Origin of the sequence: Candidatus Methylobacter oryzae (genome assembly GCF_003994235.2) — a bacterium.
GTDB lineage: Bacteria > Pseudomonadota > Gammaproteobacteria > Methylococcales > Methylomonadaceae > Methylobacter_A > Methylobacter_A oryzae.
The window spans coordinates 34,139-53,841 of sequence record NZ_RYFG02000116.1 but is presented as its reverse complement, the minus strand read 5'-3'; the positions used below and the strand labels follow the sequence as shown (position 1 = coordinate 53,841).

9 protein-coding genes are annotated in these 19,703 nt (G+C 48.4%); 6 read left to right on the top strand and 3 right to left on the bottom strand.

Features of this window, described 5'->3' with window-relative positions; all coding sequences use genetic code 11:
• Window positions 1-15 precede the first annotated feature (15 nt).
• Window positions 16-5,481, top strand: coding sequence for a type I polyketide synthase (locus EKO24_RS18370; protein WP_127027451.1), 5,466 nt, complete (start codon window positions 16-18; stop codon window positions 5,479-5,481).
• A gap of 224 nt (window positions 5,482-5,705) precedes the next feature.
• On the opposite strand, the gene EKO24_RS18365 is transcribed toward EKO24_RS18370, so the two are convergent.
• Together EKO24_RS18365 and EKO24_RS18360 are read right to left on the bottom strand one after the other, a co-directional pair.
• Entirely contained in the window at window positions 5,706-7,883 is a 2,178-nt protein-coding gene (locus EKO24_RS18365) for an ABC transporter ATP-binding protein/permease (protein WP_161990621.1), read from the bottom strand.
• A gap of 13 nt (window positions 7,884-7,896) precedes the next feature.
• Window positions 7,897-8,286: a DUF6072 family protein gene (locus EKO24_RS18360; RefSeq protein WP_127027449.1), complete on the bottom strand. Its 390-nt coding sequence runs from the start codon at window positions 8,284-8,286 to the stop codon at window positions 7,897-7,899.
• 661 nt (window positions 8,287-8,947) lie between these two features.
• Between EKO24_RS18360 and EKO24_RS18355 the strand changes: the two genes are divergently transcribed.
• From EKO24_RS18355 to EKO24_RS18345, 3 genes are read left to right on the top strand one after another with little or no spacing between them, the layout of a single operon-like run.
• Window positions 8,948-10,105: an efflux RND transporter periplasmic adaptor subunit gene (locus tag EKO24_RS18355; protein ID WP_127027448.1), complete on the top strand. Its 1,158-nt coding sequence runs from the start codon at window positions 8,948-8,950 to the stop codon at window positions 10,103-10,105.
• Window positions 10,102-13,224 (top strand): efflux RND transporter permease subunit, encoded by a 3,123-nt coding sequence (locus tag EKO24_RS18350; RefSeq protein WP_127027447.1) that lies wholly within the window; start codon window positions 10,102-10,104, stop codon window positions 13,222-13,224. The genes EKO24_RS18355 and EKO24_RS18350 overlap by 4 nt, the downstream gene beginning before the upstream one ends.
• 2 nt (window positions 13,225-13,226) lie before the next feature.
• Window positions 13,227-14,615 carry an efflux transporter outer membrane subunit gene (locus EKO24_RS18345; protein WP_127027446.1) on the top strand — a complete coding sequence of 463 codons (1,389 nt, stop codon included), beginning with the start codon at window positions 13,227-13,229 and terminating at the stop codon, window positions 14,613-14,615.
• A 24-nt stretch (window positions 14,616-14,639) separates the two neighbouring features.
• On the opposite strand, the gene EKO24_RS18340 is transcribed toward EKO24_RS18345, so the two are convergent.
• On the bottom strand, window positions 14,640-15,905 hold the full coding sequence (locus EKO24_RS18340; RefSeq protein ID WP_127027445.1) for a cation:proton antiporter: 1,266 nt from the start codon (window positions 15,903-15,905) through the stop codon (window positions 14,640-14,642).
• Between the two features lie 287 nt (window positions 15,906-16,192).
• On the opposite strand from EKO24_RS18340, the gene EKO24_RS18335 reads away from it, so the two are divergent.
• Both EKO24_RS18335 and EKO24_RS18330 read left to right on the top strand, forming a co-directional pair.
• Complete coding sequence (locus EKO24_RS18335; RefSeq protein ID WP_127027444.1) at window positions 16,193-16,804, top strand: hypothetical protein; 612 nt, start codon at window positions 16,193-16,195, stop codon at window positions 16,802-16,804.
• A 235-nt stretch (window positions 16,805-17,039) separates the two neighbouring features.
• Window positions 17,040-19,421, top strand: coding sequence for a dynamin family protein (locus EKO24_RS18330; protein ID WP_127027443.1), 2,382 nt, complete (start codon window positions 17,040-17,042; stop codon window positions 19,419-19,421).
• Window positions 19,422-19,703 lie beyond the last annotated feature (282 nt).

The following is a 19,703-nucleotide window of genomic DNA, read 5'->3' as shown; positions in this document are numbered from 1 at the left end:
ATTACCGAAGATTTTATGAAAACAACAGAAGCCATCGCAATCGTAGGAATGGGGTGCCGTTTCCCCGGAGGTGCCAATGATCCCAATGCCTATTGGGAGCTATTAATCAATGGTATTGATGCCATTTCCGAGGTTCCTGAAGATAGATGGAATCTTCGTTCTCATTTCAACGAAGACAAAACAAAACCTGGGAAGACTTATACTCGTTGCGGCGGGTTTATTAAAGATATTGATAAATTCGACGCTGATTTCTTCGGAATCTCCCCGCGCGAAGCGGCGTGCATGGATCCCCAGCAGCGCATCTTGTTGGAAACCACGTGGGAAGCCTTTGCCGATGCCGGCATAGATACGGAGCGGCTAGCCGGAACAGGCGTCGGCACGTTCATGGGGATTTTCACCCATGATTACAATAATATGCAACTCGACACCAGCAATCGCGAGCTGATTGATACGCATACCGGGGTTGGCGTTTCGATGAGTATAGTGGCCAACCGGATTTCCTACGTCTTCGATTTTACCGGGCCGAGCGTGACTTTGGACACTGCCTGCTCCTCTTCGCTGGTTGCACTGCATCTGGCTTGCCAAAGCATTAGAAACGGCGAATGCGAGGTTGCTATTGCAGGCGGGGCCAACGCTATTCTAAAACCGGAATTTACGATTGCCACCAGCAAGGCGTCGATGTTGTCTCCGGATGGCCGTTGCAAAAGTTTCGATGCTTCTGCGAACGGTTATGTTCGTTCCGAGGGGGCGGGCGTTGTCATTTTAAAGCCGTTGTCGGCAGCACAAAAAGACGGGGATTCTATTTACGCCGTTATTAAAAGTAGCGTCGTCAACCAAGACGGTAAAAGTAACGGATTGACGGTTCCCAATCAGAAATCGCAAAAAGCGGCTCTACGCAAAGCTCTTGAGCTTGCCGATGTCGCTGCCGAGGAAATTTCCTATGTCGAAGCCCACGGCACCGGAACATTTGTTGGCGACCCGATAGAGGCCAATTCGATCGGATCGGTCTTTGGGGAAAACCGCAAAACGGATCTTGTAATAGGGTCCGTTAAAAGTAATATCGGCCATTTGGAAGCGGCCTCGGGTATGGCAAGCTTGATCAAGGTTGCGATGTCTTTAAAGAATGAAATGATTCCGCCTAATATTCATTTTAAGATGCCTAACCCGCAAATAGAGTTCGATAAATATCACCTGCACGTTCCAGTAGTTCCCGAAACTTGGGCGGCTGACCCGGATAGTAGCCGTCATGCCTGTGTCAATTCTTTCGGTTTTGGCGGTACGAACGCGACCATTATTCTCGCTGAAAGCCCTCAACGACAACCGTCGCAAAGCGAAGCGGTTAATAAAGCCGATGCCGGTTCGTCCCCGTTCATACTGCCGCTTTCAGCCAATACGCCAAAGGCGCTGGAAGCCGTGGTCGGAGGGATTCGGAGCCATTTGGAAACTACTGATGACAGCCTGTCCGATATATGTTTCAGCGCGGCTAACCGAAGCGGTCACAAAGATCAGCGCGTGGCATTTATTGCATCGGACAAAGATAAGATGCTTGATTTAACGGCCCAATTCCTTGAAGGCAAGGACAGTCCTTTTATTGTTAAAGGAAGCAATCGTTATACAGGCGGAAAGCTCGCCTTTATATTTTCGGGCATGGGTACCCAGTGGTGGGCCATGGGGCGCCAGTTGATCGCAGAGAACGCTCTTTTTCGCGAGACGATAGAAACTTGCGATCGGTTATTGTCACAACATGCAAGTTGGTCGCTGCTGGAAGAATTAAGCCGTAGCGAATCCGATACCCGCATTAACACCACTCAATTTGCCCAACCGGCTATCTTTGCTGTTGAGGTCGCGTTGGCTAAGCTTTGGCAGTCATACGGGATTGTGCCCGATGTTGTTTGCGGTCATAGCGTCGGCGAAGTCGCAGCCGCGCATATATCGGGAGCGCTGAGTCTCGAGGACGCCGTTAAGGTTATTTTTTACCGCAGCCTGCTGCAACAAAAAACCGCCGGCATGGGCGGCATGCTTGCCGTTTCGATGCCTAAAAGCGACGCGGCTCAACTTATTGAAAAGTATAACGACAGAGTATCCATTGCGGCTGTTAATAGTCCTTCTTCCGTGACCTTGGCAGGAGAGTCGGATGCTCTAAACGCCCTCGAAAAACAGCTCAGCGCCGATAATATATTTTGTCGCCCATTAAGGGTCGAAGTTCCATTTCATTGCGTCGTGATGGACGTGATTAAGGATGAGCTGATCAGCTTATTGCAATCAATCGCTCCCAACGAAACAGTCATTCCTCTTTATTCTACGGTGACCGGCAACCTCATTTCAGGCACCGAACTCAATGCCGATTATTGGTGGCACAATGTCAGGGAACCGGTAGAGTTTGCTAAGACCATTAAAGCGATGGAGGATTGCGATGTTTTTCTGGAAGTCGGTCCGCATCCGGTATTAACGCAATCGATGAACGAATGTTTAAGCGCAAGAAAAAGTGCAATCGTCCTGGGCACGATCAAGCGGCAACAAGACGAAACGGCTGCGATGTTCAGTACATTTGGCGCGCTCCATGCTGAAGGTTATCCGGTAAATTGGACTCATATCGTTCAAGGACAATTTGTAAAATTGCCGAAGTACCCTTGGCAACGGCAAGCGTACTGGAGAGAAAGCGAGATTTCCGCTCAGGACAGAATGGGCAATATGACAAAACGCACCTTGTTGCTGGAAGAAGCGCATCCTTTGCTAGGAAACAAGATCGCATTGGCTCAGGCCGACTCGATTTGGGAAGCGGAGATTCAGACCGAAAACCTCCCGTTTTTAACAGGGCATAATGTTCACGATGCGATTGTTTTCCCCGGTGCCGGATTTATCGAAATGGCGCTGGCTGCGGTATTCAAAGAAGGCCGTAGCGTTCAAGTGATAGAAGGTTTTTCTTTCGAAAAAGCATTAGTCTTGAGAGAGGAGGCTGTAAGAATGCAGTCGGTGCTTTCGCAAAATACCTTTTCTATCTACTCGGAGAAAATGACGCCGGGCGGTGCGAGCACATGGATAAAACACGCATCGGTTAATATCGCCGGCCATCATACGGCTAATGAAAGCCCCGAGTTTGATTTAGCGGCTATTCGTCAGCGATGCACCTCATCGAAAAGCAAGGAAGAGGTTTATGAAGCATTCACCAATATGGGATTTAACTATCAAGGTGATTTTCGCGGGATCGGCAGTTTTCAATACACTGAAAACGAAGCTTTGGCCCGGATAGAGTTAGGTAGCCAGCCCGACCGGATTTACAAGATCTATCCGCCTTTACTTGACAATGGTTTCCAGGCCTTGTTGGGTATTATTTCCTGCGCTGCCGGCAACCGGATCCAAAACCGTGTTTTCTTGCCCGTACAGATAGCTAAAATCATAGTTCACCACCGTTCCAGCACTATCGGAACAGAGGCTTGGTGTCATGCCGTGATTACCGAAAGCAACGAGCAGGGATTGAAAGGGAATTTAAGTATTTACGACAACAATGGGAAGCTCGTCATTAGCATCGAAGAGCTCTTCTGCGTTTCGGTCGAAAAAGCCAAATGGGATGCCTTGCTTTTGCAGAATGAGCAGGACTCGACGTCGCAATGGTTCAACGAGGTTCGTTGGATGCCTTCAACATCGGAGTTGGAAACCTATACGGTTTCACCGAGGCAGTGGATCATATTTGGCGATAATGCCGGCCATGGCGCGCAATTAACAAGCAAATTGTTGGCGCAAGGGCACGATGCTTTCTCCGTCTCGGCGGGTACTGAATTTCGCCAATGCTCCGATCGTGAATTCCAAATATCCGTCAAGCAGCCGGATGATTTCCGCGAATTGTTAAAGCTTGTTAAAGATGCAGGAAGTTCAGCGGGAATCGTTTACCTGTGGCCGCTCGATGTCTTGCAGCTTGATCAATCTTCCGACTCGACGTGCGGTTGCGGAACGCTGTTGTATTTGATCCAGGCATTAAACAGCCTCAATCTGGAAATTCCGTTATGGATAGTCACGCAAGGAGGTCAATTCATATATCCTGAAGCGTCGCGGTTAGAGCAAGCGCCAATGTGGGGCTTTGCTCAAGTCATTTCACTTGAACAACCCCAGCTTCAGTGCCGCTGCATCGATTTAGACCCGGAAGCGGACACAGCTGATAACGCTTTGTTTCTGGTGCAAGTTCTCAATTCGGACAGCAAGGAATCCAGATTGGCATTCCGTAATGGAGAAGCGCATACGGCGCGGCTCGTTCCGTCCCAGTTCGCGATCGGTAAGAGCGGCAATGACGACGTTTCGTCAATTTCAGCAGAAGCTACATACCTGATTACTGGCGCTTTTGGCGGTTTAGGCCGTTTGGTCGCTCAGAGGTTGGTTGACAATGGGGCACGCCATTTGGTGCTAATGGGGCGGCGTGGTGCTGTGGGGAACGAGGATTTTGTTGCCGATCTTGGCCGTGCCGGCGTTACATGCCATGTTGCTGTCGCCGATGTCAGTGTCAGGAAGGATGTTGAACGCGTCGTCAACGACATCAAGGAAACTATGCCTCCTTTGCACGGTATTATCCATGCGGCGGGCGTATTGGACGACGGCGTGATTACGCAACAATCCCCGGAGCGCTTTGAAAAAATCATGCAGCCCAAAGTTCAAGGCAGTTGGAACTTGCACGAACTGACGGTGGATTTGCCGCTGGATTTCTTTGTTTGTTTTTCCTCGGTTGCGTCATTGGTTGGTTCGCCCGGACAAAGCAACTACGCCGCCGGAAACGCCTTCATGGACTTGCTGGCCCACTCGCGGCAATCGGCGGGGCTGCCCGCGCTGTCGATCAATTGGGGGCCTTGGGTAGGCGAGGGCATGGCTGCAACGCAACTTAAACGCCTGGAAAGCAAGGGATTCGGAGCTATTGATATTGAACCGGGATTGCAGGCTTTTGAACAACTGATCAGCGAACCGAACATCGCACAAATCGGTGTTGCACCGATAAATTGGGAGATCTTTTTCAGCGCATTTCCGGCACATAAAAACTCTTTCTTCTCAAAATTCATCGAAAAATCAACAACTGAAGAATCCGGCAATAATGATTTCCTTAAACAGCTTAAAGAAGTCATTGAAGCTGAACAACACCACTTCTTACTCAAGCATATTGAAGATGTTGTTAATGCGGTTTTCGGTTACAGCTCTTCCGAAAGTACGGACCACCGGAAATCACTGTTCGATAATGGACTGGATTCGTTGATGGCGCTTGAAATTAAAAATCGCCTAGAGTCCAGTTTACGCATGCCTCTGCAATCGACTTTGTTATTCGAGCATCCGACCGTTGAATCTTTAGGCGATTTCTTAAGTCAGCAAATAGGGCTCTCAACAGGCAGTCAGAGCGACTCTGCTGCTAGCGAAGTGGACGAGCTCCTACTCGACTTGGATTCGCTAACGGACGAAGAGCTAAGCGCACTTCTGGAAAATGAGTTATCTGATATTATCAATAACTGATAGTTGTTTTTCCGGGCATCGAAACGGCACGAGTTTGTAGAAGAACAATCGGTTTCGCTGAGAATCTTGAAAGCGAAGCCGATTTAGCGAAAACGCAAGCTTAGTGCCGCGCGTGAATATTTTGAAATTGCGTTGAAAATTGTCAGAACAATGCCGGGCACCCCTGTGGGATGCCCGGCAAAATAAGCGGTTTATTGAAAATAGCCCCTGAAGTTATCTCTCGGTCAAACAACCATCTGTTCGTCAGCGTTTTGCCCTTCATGGCTGATTTGTAATCGCCACAACTGAGCATAGTGCCCTTCTTGAGCTAAAAGCTCTTCGTGAGTTCCTACTTCACGCACCTCGCCATTTTCTAAAAGATAGATACAGTCGGCTTTGCTGGCGCTTGAGAGCCGGTGAGCGACTATCATCAGCGTTTTATTGGGGAGTTCGTCAACAATAGCTTTATACATTTTTGCTTCAGTCAGGTTATCAACCGCAGAAGTGGCTTCATCCATGATCAAAATCGGCGAATCTTTCAACAACGCCCTGGCGACGGAAATACGCTGGCGTTGTCCGCCCGATAAAGACTGTCCACGCTCACCCACATCTGAATCAAAGCCTTGTTCTTTTGCTTCGATGAACTCGTCGGCGCCGATCAGCTTTGCTACCTGTATCACGTCGTTATCACTCGCATCCAGATTTCCATAGCGGATATTATCGGCAATGCTGCCTTCAAAAAGATAAACATCCTGGCTCACCCAACCCAATGCATGCCTTAAATCGGCAACGTCAATCTGACGAATGTCTTTACCATCCAACAGAATTCGGCCTTCAGTAGGTTCGTAAAAACGCAGCAGTAACTTGATCAATGTGGATTTGCCTGAACCTGAGCTTCCGACAAAAGCGACGGTACTTCCGGGAGGAATTGTCAGATTGACGCGGTTCAGTATCAGCGTTTCCGCTTGTTCATCCTTTAGGATGATTTCTTGCCCTGAACACGCTTCTTCTAGGATAGATTGCAGGGGAGGAGCTGGATAGCGGAAAGAAACATTCTCGAAACGAATCTCTCCCTTGAGTTTGCTGAAATCCAGCGAGTCGCCTGAAGATTGGTCGGATTGAGTGGCTAAGAGCTGCTTAATTTTTTGAGCTGAGCTTTGCGCTGCCAAGTAGTAAGAATAATCCTGATCGAGTCCTTGGGTCGACAAGATCATCCTGGGCAGCAGGAAGGCGATGCCGGTAAATACAGTAAAGCTTAACTGTTTTTGGTAAGCCTTATAGCTGCTATAAATGATCGGCATACTAATGCCCAGGTAAATTCCGTATTCGAGTGTCGTATGGTACTTCGTGCGTTCCTTTGAAGCTTTTTGATGACTCAACTGATAGCTGTGATTGATCTCTTTTAAGCGGTTCTGTTCCCACGTTTCGGCAGTATAGCTTTTTACCGTAGGAAGACCGTTTAGGCTATCGGTGATACGGCGATTGAGTTCCTGCTCGTGGCGGCCGACATCCTTGTAAAGATCCTGGCTTTCGCGATTAAATTCTCCGGTTAACCGGTACATGAACGGCAGCGGAATCACTGCCAGCAACAGCGCAACAGGTGAAACCGCCAATAACAGAACGCTGCATCCTGAAAAAGTAAGGCCTTTATCCAGCAGATTGGGAGCTGCGAATTCAAGAAGCTTCTTCACCCGGTCGTTGTCTTCTTTTACAAAGCGAGCCAGCTCAGCGGCCCCCCATTCCTGTTCTGTCAGCGTGGTTAGCGATAATGAATGGATATGTTGGTAAGTACGCTGACGCAAAGAGGCTTCTACCATATTCGCATAGGCGGTCCATTTCTGTTTGCGTTTATATTCGATGGTCTTTTCTAATGTCGCAGAGGTGTAGTAGCCGCCGGCCAGTATTGCTATTTGGGAAAGGACATTTAAACCCAGGCGGGAAAAGATAGAGAATCCCCCCTGAAGCCCGCAAGCCATGATCATGCCTTGCATTAACGGCGTGGTGATTTTAAAGGTGGTATTAAGGGCCGATAAAGTAATAGCTTCGCGGCGTATCTTTTTCTCTCCATCGACAGATCGAATTAAGTCAAATAAGGTCTTGCCGTCATTAGGAATTTGAGGGACAGTCGCATCCTGTTCAACTAGCAGTCCATTATCGCAGTGTAATTTGGTTAGCCGCGACAGTGCCTCTCTGATTAACCCGCCAGTACCTTGTTTAAAATATGTTGGATCAAAAAGAACCAAAACCCGCCCACTGAAAGGATTGGCTTCGGCAACAGTAATATGCTCATTAGCAAGCAGTTCTTGCTCCAGAGCCTGGGCCAGAAAATGTTTGCGCCGCAAGGCCTTTATCTGCCAACGCTCTCGACCGCTAGTCGCCGAACGCAGGGAGATGCTATCTGCAAAAGAAAAAGACTCATTCATTTTGTTGTTCCGTTTATTCGGGTTTGTTGCTTTGCTGAATCTCAAAATAGGCATCCTCAATATCTTCCTGGATTCCCGCCTTGATTTCTTCAAGTGTCATGCCTGCAACCATTTCTGTACGGACCTTCTCACTCAAATCCTTGATACGGTCGCTGCCGTCTACTTCGATCGGTTTTTCGTCTGCTTTCAGAGAGCGGTAGAATGAACTGGCTCCAACTAATAATAGCCCCGGCACACCCAGTAAAGTCTTGCCTAACAGTCCCACACCGGCATGAATCACACCATCTTGAGTCTTGCCTTCGCCCAAAAGGCTAATGCCCGGAGTTATTAAAACTTCCCCAGCAACTTTAAGGGTGTTTTTTACATATTCATTCTTAAGGGTGTTTTTTATGTATTCATTCATAATTATCATTCTTTAAATTAAAAAGCTGCTTTTGTTATCTAGTTAAGCCGGTGAGACTAAATAACCTTAATTTCGGCTGGTCTTATAACGAAAAACATGAAAAATTGAGGCAATAGTCTAGTGAGTACAATGAAACTGAGCTATATTTACAATCACTAAAACATGGCAACGATCGAATTGTAACCAAGATTTACAACTTAAATTTTTTTATCGTAAAGTTCTATAAAGCATTCCGCCTAATATCCAGAGTGCTGTAAATTAAAATAGGGACTTAAATGCAGCGCAATCTTAACCTAGTATCAATAATGATTCCATATACCCCGTAAAAATAATCCCCTGAATAAAAAACGTTTATTCTAAACTCCCAAAATCAGCATTCATTTTACTTGATAAAATCTCATTTAGATTACACGGATGAATTAAGAATACTGGATAACCTAATAACCGAAACATAATAACAAGAATAGTCCATATGAAGCCCAATTTAGAGTTATTCAAGCATCAAAAAATCGTGTTAATTCGTCTAATTGAGCGCCGTATTTTGTTAGGAAACAGTTTTATACAACCCAATAATAATTAAATATTTCATTAAGCTGATCTTTGAGTATTTAAGTCCCTATATTTCAATTTTGTAACTGGTTAAGTTTCAAGGAACATCGTTGTGAATCCCAATCTGCGCCTTCCCGTTCTGTGGACGTTTTCTTGTCTGCTGCTCCCCATTCTGACCTCATGCGAAGAACAACGTGCAACCCCAAAGCCTCATGTTGTGCCGGAAGCCATCATTCAACGAATTGAGGCGCGAACCATTCCGGTAGAATGGGATTTTGTCGGCCAGACCGAAAGCTCTCGCCTAGTAGAAATTCGTACCCGGGTTGAAGGATTTTTGAATAAGCGCCTCTACGAAGAAGGTTGGTTGGTGCATGAGGGGCAAACGCTGTTTCAATTGGATGACCGTCCCTTTATCGCGGCTTTGCAAAGCGAAAAAGGCGCTTTAGCCCAGCAAATAGCCAGGCAGGATAACGCCCAACGCAATATGGTGAGGCTTAAAAATCTGATCGCACAAAAAGCGGTTAGCCAAAAAGATGTGGATGACGCAGCTTTTGAATTGGCGCAAGCCAATGCCGCCGTCCTGACCGCACGCGCCAAAGTAACTTCGGCCGAATTAAATTTGGACTACGCCACTATTAAATCGCCGCTAACCGGATTGGCAGGCCAGGCCAAAAAGGCAGATGGCAGTCTTGTCAGCCCAGGGCAAGAAGGTTTATTAACCACAGTGATCCAGACCGATCCTATATGGGTTAAATTCAGTGCATCGGAAAGCCGGCAGTTGAAAGTTAACGAGGCCATCCTGCATAAAAAAATGCTAATGCCCGAAAACCACAAATACGAAGTAATACTTCAGTTGTCGGACGGTTCGACTTATCCCCATATTGGCAAAATGAGTTTTTCCGATAAACAATATTCCGTCGAAACCGGTACTACCGGTTTTCGCGCGGTATTTAAAAATACGGACATGATGCTTGTCCCAGGTCAATTTGTTAAGGTCAAAGTAAAAGGAGCTATCCGGCCCGATACCATTTTGGTTCCCCAGCGTTCAGTGATGCAAGGCCCGCAAGGCAAATACGTTTATGTCGTCGGTGCCGATAACAAAGTGGAAATTCGCCCTGTTGAAATAGGCGATTGGTACAGTGACGATTGGATTATCGAAAGCGGTCTAAAAAGCGGCGAGCAAGTCGTTGTCGAGGGTATGGAGCGGGTGACGCCGGATATGCCGGTAAAACCGCAACTTTTAAACAAGCCCGCCGGTGAGCAGTCGTGAACATTGCTTTTTTTATATCCAGACCTATTTTCGCCGCGATTCTGTCGATAGTTATGGTGATGGCGGGCCTATTGGCCTTGCGTCAATTGCCGGTAGCGCAGTTTCCGGATATTTCCCCGCCGCAAATACAAGTTGTTGCAAATTACCCCGGCGCCAGCGCCGAAACGGTGGCTCAAACTATCGCCGCGCCGATTGAGCAGCAAGTTAACGGCAGCGAAAATATGCTTTATATGAACTCAACCAGTTCGTCTAATGGTTCGTTGGCGCTGAGTGTGGTGTTCGATATCGGCACCGATATTGATAAGGCCCAGATTGATGTGCAAAACCGGATCAAAATGGCCGAAGGGCAATTGCCTGACGAAGTGCGCCGTAACGGCGTGTCTGTGACCAAATCCAGTTCCAGTATTTTGCTGGTGGTGGCTATCAAATCGGACGGCCGTTACGATCCCACTTTTGTCAGCAATTACGCCAACCTGCATGTGCTGGATAAACTCAAGCAGATTCCGGGAGCCAACCAGGTTGCGCCAATGGGCTCTTCCGACTATGCGATGCGCATTTGGTTGAAACCCGACAAGATGGCGCATCTTAGCATCACCGTTGCAGATATTCGTGACGCGATAGAACAGCAAAATACTCAATTCGCCGTTGGCCAAATTGGCCAGAAACCGACTTCCCAGCCTGTAGTGCTCACCTTGCCGGTAGCGGCGGAAGGTCGCCTGACCGACCCGAGAGAGTTTGAAGATATTATCCTGCGTTCGAATAAAAACGGCGAGACTATCCGTTTGCGCGACGTGGCGACGGTGGAGCTGGGAACGCAAAGTTACGACATGAAAACCCGGCTTAACGGCGGAGACACCACATTGATAGCGGTGTATCAACAAGCCGACGCCAATGCGTTGGATGTGGCGACGCAAATCAGGGACACCATGAGCCGTTTGTCCTCTACATTTCCGGCCGGCATCAGCTATGAAATTCCTTACGACACCACGGAGTTTGTCAAAATATCCATTGAGGAAGTTATCCATACGCTGTTTGAAGCGATTATTCTGGTAATCGCAGTGGTGTTTTTATTCTTGCAAAACTGGCGCTCCACGTTGATTCCGACGCTGGCCGTTCCGGTATCGATGATCGGCACGTTGGCGGGCATGTATTTTTTGGGGTTTTCAATCAATACGCTGACACTGTTCGGCATGGTGCTGGCCATTGGATTGGTGGTCGACGATGCGATCGTAGTGATCGAAAACGTCGAACGCAATATGCGCGAACTGGGTTTGAAGGGCAGGGAAGCGGCTACTCACGCTCTATCCGAAGTAGCGGGCCCGGTGATCGCCACTACGCTGGTGCTGATCGCCGTGTTCCTACCGGTATCGTTCCTCGGCGGCATGACAGGACAGCTCTACAAACAATTTGCGATCACTATCGCCATTTCGGTTACTTTGTCCGCTATCGTCGCCTTGACGCTGAGTCCGGCACTTGCAGCAATCCTGATCAACTGTTCCGAGCATACGGAAAATAAACCGCGCCTATTCCAAAGTTTCGATAACCTGCTGGAAAAGTTCACCCAGTATTACCTTGCCGGTATCCGCTGGCTGTTACGGCATGCCGGTATCGGCCTGTTGCTGTACCTGGGCATGGTGGCAGTCATTGTTGGTTTGTTTAAGATAATTCCGACCAGTTTTGTTCCTCCGGAAGATCAAGGCACTTTATTTACCATCGTCAAACTACCCGATGCCGCCAGCCTGGACCGTACTAACGCAGTAGTGAAGCAAGTCGAGGACATCGTAAAACAAAGTCCGGCAGTACGCGATATAGCGTCTATTGCCGGTATGAACATGATGGATGGCGGCGACGCGTCCAATGCCGGGGTGTTGTTTCTTACCTTGAAAAATTGGAAAGACAGGGCCTCCGCCGAACTGCAAGCGGAAAATGTGCTCAATAGTTTGAGGCGCCAACTCTTCAGCATCAAGGAGGCATTTGTAATGCCCGTGAATCCGCCATCTATTCCAGGGCTTGGCATGGTCGGCGGTTTTGAGTTCTGGATACTGAATCAGGGCGAGGGCAATACCGTCGACCTGGAGAATATGACCCAAAAAGTTATCGCCAAAGCGAGCCAGCGCCCTGAATTACAACGTTTATCTTCGTCGATTAACGCTAACTCGCAACAGTTAGGCATTAGCGTAAACAGACAAAAAGCCTGGGATATGGACGTACCCATCAGCGATGTGTTCGATACGTTGCAAGGCCTTTTCAATACCACCTACGTTAACGATTTCAATAAGTTCGGGCGTACGTATAAGGTTTTGTTGCAGGCGGAGGCGCAATACCGCAGCCGTCCCGAGGATATTGAAAAAGCGTCTGTCCGCAGCCGCTCCGGCGCAATGGTGCCGCTTACCAGCTTGGTCTCCATGCATTACGCCAGCGGTCCCAACTCTATCAGCCGTTTCAACGGTTTCTCCGCAGCCCGTATCAACGGCAACGCGGCACCCGGCTTTAGCTCCGGCCAAGCCATGCTGGCCATGGAGCAAGCGGCACAGGAAACCCTGCCGGACAACATGACATTTGCTTGGGGCGGTCAATCCTTCCAGGAAAAGGCCGCCGGCAGCTCTTCCGTATCTGCGTTCGCCTACGGTATCGTTATGGTATTCCTGATTTTGGCGGCTCAATACGAAAGACTGATACTGCCTTTCGCCGTCATGTTGGCCGTGCCTTTCGGCTTGTTCGGCGCCTTTTTGTTAGTCTGGATCTACCATATGGAGAACGATGTTTATTTCCAAATCGGCTTGGTGACGCTGATTGCGTTGAGCGCCAAAAACGCGATACTGATTGTCGAGTTTGCCGCGCTTAAACAAGAACAGGGCATGAGTGCGCTGGAGGCCGCGCTGGAGGCCTGCCGGCTGCGCTTTCGCCCGATCCTGATGACTTCCTTTTCGTTTATTCTTGGCGTATTGCCTTTGGTTCTTAGCACCGGTGCAGGCGCAAACAGCCGTCATTCAATCGGCGTCGGCATTATGGGGGGCATGGTTAGCGCCACTTTATTGGCGATATTCTTCGTGCCGTTGTTTTTTGTGCTGTTGGAAAGGGCCAGGGCAAATAGCATTGTTGAAAAAGAGGAAATCTAATCATGCGGCGTACTACCATTTCTTTATTATTGCCTTTGAGCCTAACCGGCTGTTTTATGGTCGGCCCTGATTACCAACAACCAACGACCATTTCCCCGAAAACCTGGCGTTTTGCTCCCGCCGAAACCGTCTCAGCCAATGACAGGCAATGGTGGAAGCAATTTGGCGATCCCCAACTGACGCAACTGATAGAACAGGCGTTGTTGTATAACAAAGACCTGCAAATAGCCACGGCGACAGTGGAAGAATATTTGGGCTTATACCGGGTTACCCGCGCGGATTTATTTCCACAAATTGCCGGCGACGCATCGGGCCAACGCCAAAAGCTTTCCAGTGCCGAATTCGGTGCCAGCGATACGCCCGAATTCAACAGCATTCAAGCATCGTTGAACCTGTCCTGGGAAATCGATGTTTGGGGAAAATTGCGCCGTGCCACGGAAGCCGCCCGCGCGGGCCTATTCGCACAGGAAGAGGTCCGTCATACCGTGGTGCTTACTCTTGTCACCAGCGTGGCTCGTTCTTATGTGCAATTACGCGAACTTGACCTGCGCCTGGAAATCGCCAAACGAGCACTGGTCGATCGTAACGAGGCTCTTCGTATCGTCAAGGCGCGTTTTGAAAACGAGCTCAACTCAGAAGCCCAGGTGCGACAAGCGGAATCGGAAGTCTATAATGCCGCGGCATTGGTTCCGTCGTTGGAAAAACTGGTGGCGCAAAAAGAACATGAATTGAGCGTATTATTGGGCCATAATCCCGACGCGATAAAACGCGGTTTAGCGTTAGGTGATTTGCATCCGCCGGCTATACCGGCGGGTCTGCCGTCCGAATTATTAACCCGTCGCCCGGACATACGGCAAGCCGAACAAAATTTAATTGCCGCCAATGCCAATATCGGCGTTGCCAGAGGCCAGTATTTTCCTAAGTTCACCATTACCGGGGAACTCGGCAGCTCTAGCGCGGACTTTAGCCGCCTATTATCGGGGCCTGCCGGACTGTGGAGTTACGGCGTTGGCTTAGCCATGCCGTTATTTAACGCCGGCAAAATTGCAGGTCAGGTAAAAGCCGCCGAAGCGCGTGAACAACAGGCATTATTTACTTACCAAAACACACTGCTGCAAGCCTTTAGAGAAACCGAAGATGCGCTGGTGGACAACAGCAAGACGCAAGAGCAAGTTCAAGCCTTAAGCAGCCAAGTCGTCGCCTTACGTGAATACTTAAAATTGGCATGGCTGCGCTATGACAATGGTCTTACCAGTTACCTCGAAGTATTGGACGCGCAACGTAACTTACTTAATGTTGAGATCGCTCTGGCGTCAAGCCGTAGCGGCGCATTGCAAGCGCGCATCAATATATACAAGGCGTTTGGCGGCGGCTGGGCGGTGAACTCTTAATATACCCAGCCGCAGTTGTTGATGCTAACCCATCTTCTTATGCTTATTGGTAAAGTCAGGTAGCGGCTCCGAAGCATGTACAGGTTCGCTTTTCACTGTTTTGAAAATAACGGACTTTAGGCGTTTCAGCATCGGGTTTACGACAGGGATTGTCAGCATGGTGCTGCTCACGGCCATTAGCAACAAAGCGGTAAAAGTTTCATCGGTGATAATATGTTTATCCAGCAGCACGTTGGCAAAGATGATCTCGATCAGCGCCTTGGTTTGCAGCAGCCAACCAATCAGCGAAGCTTCGCCTTTTTCCCATTTTAGCGCCCAACCGGCCATGCGCAGACCGATCAATTTGCCCGCCACCGAGACAAACAACAGGACCGCGGCACCGAGTAATACGACAGTGCCGCCCAATTGCCAGTTGGTCCTTAGCCCGGTGCTGAGGAAAAATACCGGCATGACGACCATTAGGACATGATTGCGCATTAAATCCATTTGTTTTTGTTCGAACCAGTGGTGGTCGATTACAACGCCCGCCAAAAACGAACCCACCATAAAGTGCAGGCCGGACCAGTCGGCAAAAAAAGCGCACAAAGGTAACCAAATAAACAATATATACCAGCGGTCCTGGGGCGGCAGCCAAGCAATCAGCTTCCTGATCAAATAAGCGCAGACAGCATAACCGGCCAGGAACGCGCCTTGTTTACCCAAGCGGTCCCAATCCATTAATACAACCGACAATACTCCCCAGATAGCGATGTCGTCTAAGCTTGCATAGCGCAAAATGCGTTGGCCGATAGGCTGGCGCAAAATTTCCAACTTTTCCATCAACAGAACCAAGATAGGCAAGGCCGTGACTGCGCAGGCCATGCCGACACCAAGGATAAACTGCCACGGCCGGCCTTCGGCGCCAAGCCAGCCGGGAAATTGCAAAAAACCTAAGGCGGCTATACAACCGAACAATAACGGCGTTCCCAAGGCAAAGCCGGCGGTGATGGTACTTTCCCTACGATTGATCCACGCCTGGCGTAAATCCATCTCAATGCCCGCAAGCATTACGAAACAGGATACTCCCCACCAAGCGAGACCGTTTAAAGATTGGATGACTTGTTTATTGAAAATAAAACTGTAAATATCGGGAAAGGCATGGCCCAATATTCCAGGTCCCAGCAAGATACCGCCAATGATTTGCACGACTACCAGTGGGGCGTAATAATCGAGAGAACCCAAGCGCCACACTAAATAAGGAAAAGTAAAAATAATAAAAAGAGCAATAAAAAATATTTCTGTGGTACTCATTGAGGGATATCCTTTCTTTGCAAAAATATAGTAGCCGTTAGGTATATAGAGTACCGGCCTAGCAAAAATCCAGGGCGCCGGTTTACCGCGCCCGGTATAAAGTTACAATTCGGCTATACCGGTAGCAGGTGAGGATAATTACTAATCTAAGTCATGTCCAGAAATTTAGCCGGGAAATTTTAAGTGCACTAGCTTAGAAAATGTTCTGGATCCGATTGTGTTCAACGTATAAAAATAGTGCGAAGGCATCTTAACGTGACCCCAACTCAATTCCGGAGATTGCAACAATGTCAAAAAAGATCATAAAAGCCAAAGAAAACACCGATAGACAGGACTATATTCAGGATTTGCAACGCAGGGCCGAAGAATTCGTGGATAGAGATGTGTCGTTTTTCGAATCGGAAGCAATGCCTCAAGAGGTGCGCGAGCAATTTTGGGAACGCGTGGCAGCCTTCGAGGAATCGGAGTGGACTACGTCTTTCAACCAACTGGTGCAGGGTGGGATGGAACTGCCTGCACCGGAAGAATTGGACGATGCACAACTGAGCGCCAAGCTGTGGGAAGTCATACGTGGCTTGGCGATGCTGCGGACGTTCCTTTATAGCACCGACCATCTTAGCGGCCGCGAACTATATGAAGAGTTGTGGCATGAAGTGTTACGGGAAGAAAACCCGTCCATGCCACTCGACGAAAATTCGGCTTGTCACATCGATCTGGTTAGCAGCGGCAGCGAGCAAGATAATGTACTTTATCTTCGCTATTACGCCGATGAAGAAGAGCGGGCTAAAGATTGGCCTGACGACGTTATACCGGTTCATAAAGCCTTACCTTACGACCGTGACAGGCATTTGCCGAGTCGCGATCAAGCCGAGTGGCAAAGCTGTTGTCAATCATCTTGATAATTATCTTTACGGCGAAGTCAACCTCATTTTCTTATTATCTAAATGCCATGTTTCAGATTGATGCAAGCGCTTATAACTCTCGTATTGACTGTGCCGCAAACGGATTCAATTATTAGCCGAATTTTTTCGTTATAATTCAATAATACAATAACTTGTCGAGTCGCATGTCTGACAATACGGTAAACTATAACGATTTGGTTCGTCTCATTTCTCTTGCAAATTCGGAACACTCATGACTACTTGGTTAGAAACCTGTCAAAAACAATTGGCCAGACTGGAAAAAACGTCGGTACTGGCAGATAAACTAATTACGCTAGGCAATAAAACCGGTGTGGATATTTCCCAGGATTTACTGAGACGACTTAATATTGAGCGGCCGCGTTTAGAGCGCCAATTAGAACGCTTACATGCGAATCGTTTTGAAGTCGCCGTAATCGGTTTGGAAAAGGCCGGCAAAAGTGCGCTATTGAATGCTTGGTTAGGGCAGGAAATTTTGCCGTCCGCGCGGGAGCGCTGCACATTTACCAGTACCGAGATATGGTCTGCGCAAACCGAACAGGACCAATTGCTGTTCATCCAGTATTACACCAAGGAAGAAATCAGCAAGCTGCAATTACAGCGCCGCGATGCATTGTTAGGTACGCTGGGCGAACGCGAGCGCAAAGAAATACAAGAAGATTTCGACGATACGGAAAAGCACCTTAGCGATATTTTAGTATTTTCGAAGCAGAAAAACGGCTTTACTCAGCGCTTTACCGATATTGGCGAAATCAGCGAACAATTGCAATCGGCCGTGTTTAAAAACCGGGCCCAATCTTTGGCGATCAAGCGTATTCAATTAAAAACCGTGCGTTTACGCAGTGACCGCGACATTATTTTTCATGACGTGCCGGGCTTTAATTCGGGTATTTTAATGCACTCCGAGCAAGCGATCGAACGGCTGAAAAACTGCGATGCCATTATTTATGCGAAGGAAATGAAGCAACCTTCGATTACCGGGCCGGAGAAAGAAATGCTGGTCATTGCCGATTCCGAAGATCCTACTATCAAGGTTTCCGACAAAGTCTTTGTGGTACTCACGCAAGCCGATGCGATGGACGATCAAATCGATTTTAAAGAGACCTATGCAAAGCATCGCAGCTATTGGCCGTCAGTGCCTGAACGCCGGTTAATTCCGGTGTGCGCGCGCGCTCATTTGGTCGAATTCGGCATTCCTTCCGAGGATACGTTAAGACGGACTAAAAGCGCTGACGACAAAGCGAAGATGAAAAAGCTCGGCATCAACGACGGCATGGCTGCTTTAAAAGAATCGATAAATTACTACATCGACAATGAGCGCTCTGGCGTTTTGGAAAGGCGCTGCGACGCTCTGGTCAGCAACATTCGCCAAATCGCTAACGAAGTGTTGCTAAAGCTTGAACCGATTTACGGCGTGTTCGATGAAACTGAAATTCAAGAAGACGACTTGCTCGGCAAAGAGTTTAATCAATGGTGGGGAAGGGAATGGCAGCGCATCAAAAAAGACTTCGATACCTGGTATGCCGAGGTTATCCAAGGCCGTAAAGAAGCCGATGCGTTGGGTTCGGAACATCACGAATTGGCCGCCTTGCATTCATCCTACGATGAAAAAATCGAGTTTTTGCTGTCCAACCTGAACACAGCCCAGGCTGACGAGTTAAAGCGCATCTATACGGCAGGCGGCACCATTTCAATGCCCGATCCGCGCGAAGGCAATTATAAAATTCGCGAGGAATTATTCCGGGAAATCCAGAAAAAATTTGAAACCGAGCTGACCGACCAATTGGCGCAAGCACTACAAGCGCTTATCGATCAGATCGCTCTTAAAACGCAAAGCCTGTTGTGGGATACCGAAGAAGTGCGCAAAAGCTTGCTGCATTCCGATGTTGACGAAAGTCTTGAACAAGCGCGTATTCGTCACGGCTTTCAAGTGCTGTTTTTACGTTTTAGCCGCGTTGCGGTTGAAGCATTCATTGCCAAACCTTTGCAGGCCCGTGAACGTTTATTGAAAGAACGCGCTGCTGAAATTAAAACGCTGGAAGCATTTTATCAAGGCAGCGATAAAGCTAAACGCGAAGGCGGCCTTACCAACTACCTGCGTTACGGGTTGTGGACAAAACTAGCTCAAGGCGGCACTGTCAGCCGCGCCAAAGCAGCGGAAAAACCGACCGCCAAAAACCAGGTCATACAGGATATTGTTAATGCAGTTACCGCCGAAGCGCCGTCTCCTGTCAAAAAGGTCATCGAAGAGTTGGAAAATACGGCCACTGTAAATGAACCCAGTGATTTCGAGTCCGTTGTTGCCGAAATTAACGGCGATTTGGCTGCCTTGCAGGATTACCTGAAAAACAGCGTATTTTATGCCGCAGGCTTTATTACTTACTGCAACCAGGAACTGGAGCGCATTCGTAACCGCTTTAAAGAAATGGAAGATAACGACCGGCAATGGATCGGCATCATCCGCACCGCCGTCAAATATGAAAAAAATCCGAACATTCCTTACAACATTATCCACACCAAGCGCGATTTTCGTATGCGCCGGGAGATTGCTGTAGAGCTTAAGGAAGTCAGGGAAAGTTGCACGAATGTATTTTGATGTTTTTTTCTTATGGGCAGTGTTCCGAAGCTTGTCGCGGAATAACAGATGCGGCTGAATCAGTACCGGGTAAAATTGCCGTTTTAATCTAATGCAGCCGGGCCAGGAATTGGCCCGGTATGTCAAAATGATCGGGGTGCAGCATCCGCCGGCTTGATGATTGTTTTCAACGGCGTGACTCATATCTCTAAATTTTCTTAGTCCGGAATATTGAACTCCGAACCCTTATCAACACCGGCCTGCCCCGAATTGATGCGATCGGCTATAATCTCCCGCCTTGAC

Bases quoted from the DNA above. Each gene is read 5' to 3' on its own strand.
- EKO24_RS18365 (WP_161990621.1), bottom strand. From the start codon at position 7,883: ATGAATGAGTCTTTTTCTTTTGCAGATAGCATCTCCCTGCGTTCGGCG.
- EKO24_RS18370 (WP_127027451.1), top strand. From the start codon at position 16: ATGAAAACAACAGAAGCCATCGCAATCGTAGGAATGGGGTGCCGTTTC.
- EKO24_RS18360 (WP_127027449.1), bottom strand. From the start codon at position 8,286: ATGAATGAATACATAAAAAACACCCTTAAGAATGAATATGTAAAAAAC.
- EKO24_RS18340 (WP_127027445.1), bottom strand. From the start codon at position 15,905: ATGAGTACCACAGAAATATTTTTTATTGCTCTTTTTATTATTTTTACT.
- EKO24_RS18330 (WP_127027443.1), top strand. From the start codon at position 17,040: ATGACTACTTGGTTAGAAACCTGTCAAAAACAATTGGCCAGACTGGAA.
- EKO24_RS18345 (WP_127027446.1), top strand. From the start codon at position 13,227: ATGCGGCGTACTACCATTTCTTTATTATTGCCTTTGAGCCTAACCGGC.
- EKO24_RS18335 (WP_127027444.1), top strand. From the start codon at position 16,193: ATGTCAAAAAAGATCATAAAAGCCAAAGAAAACACCGATAGACAGGAC.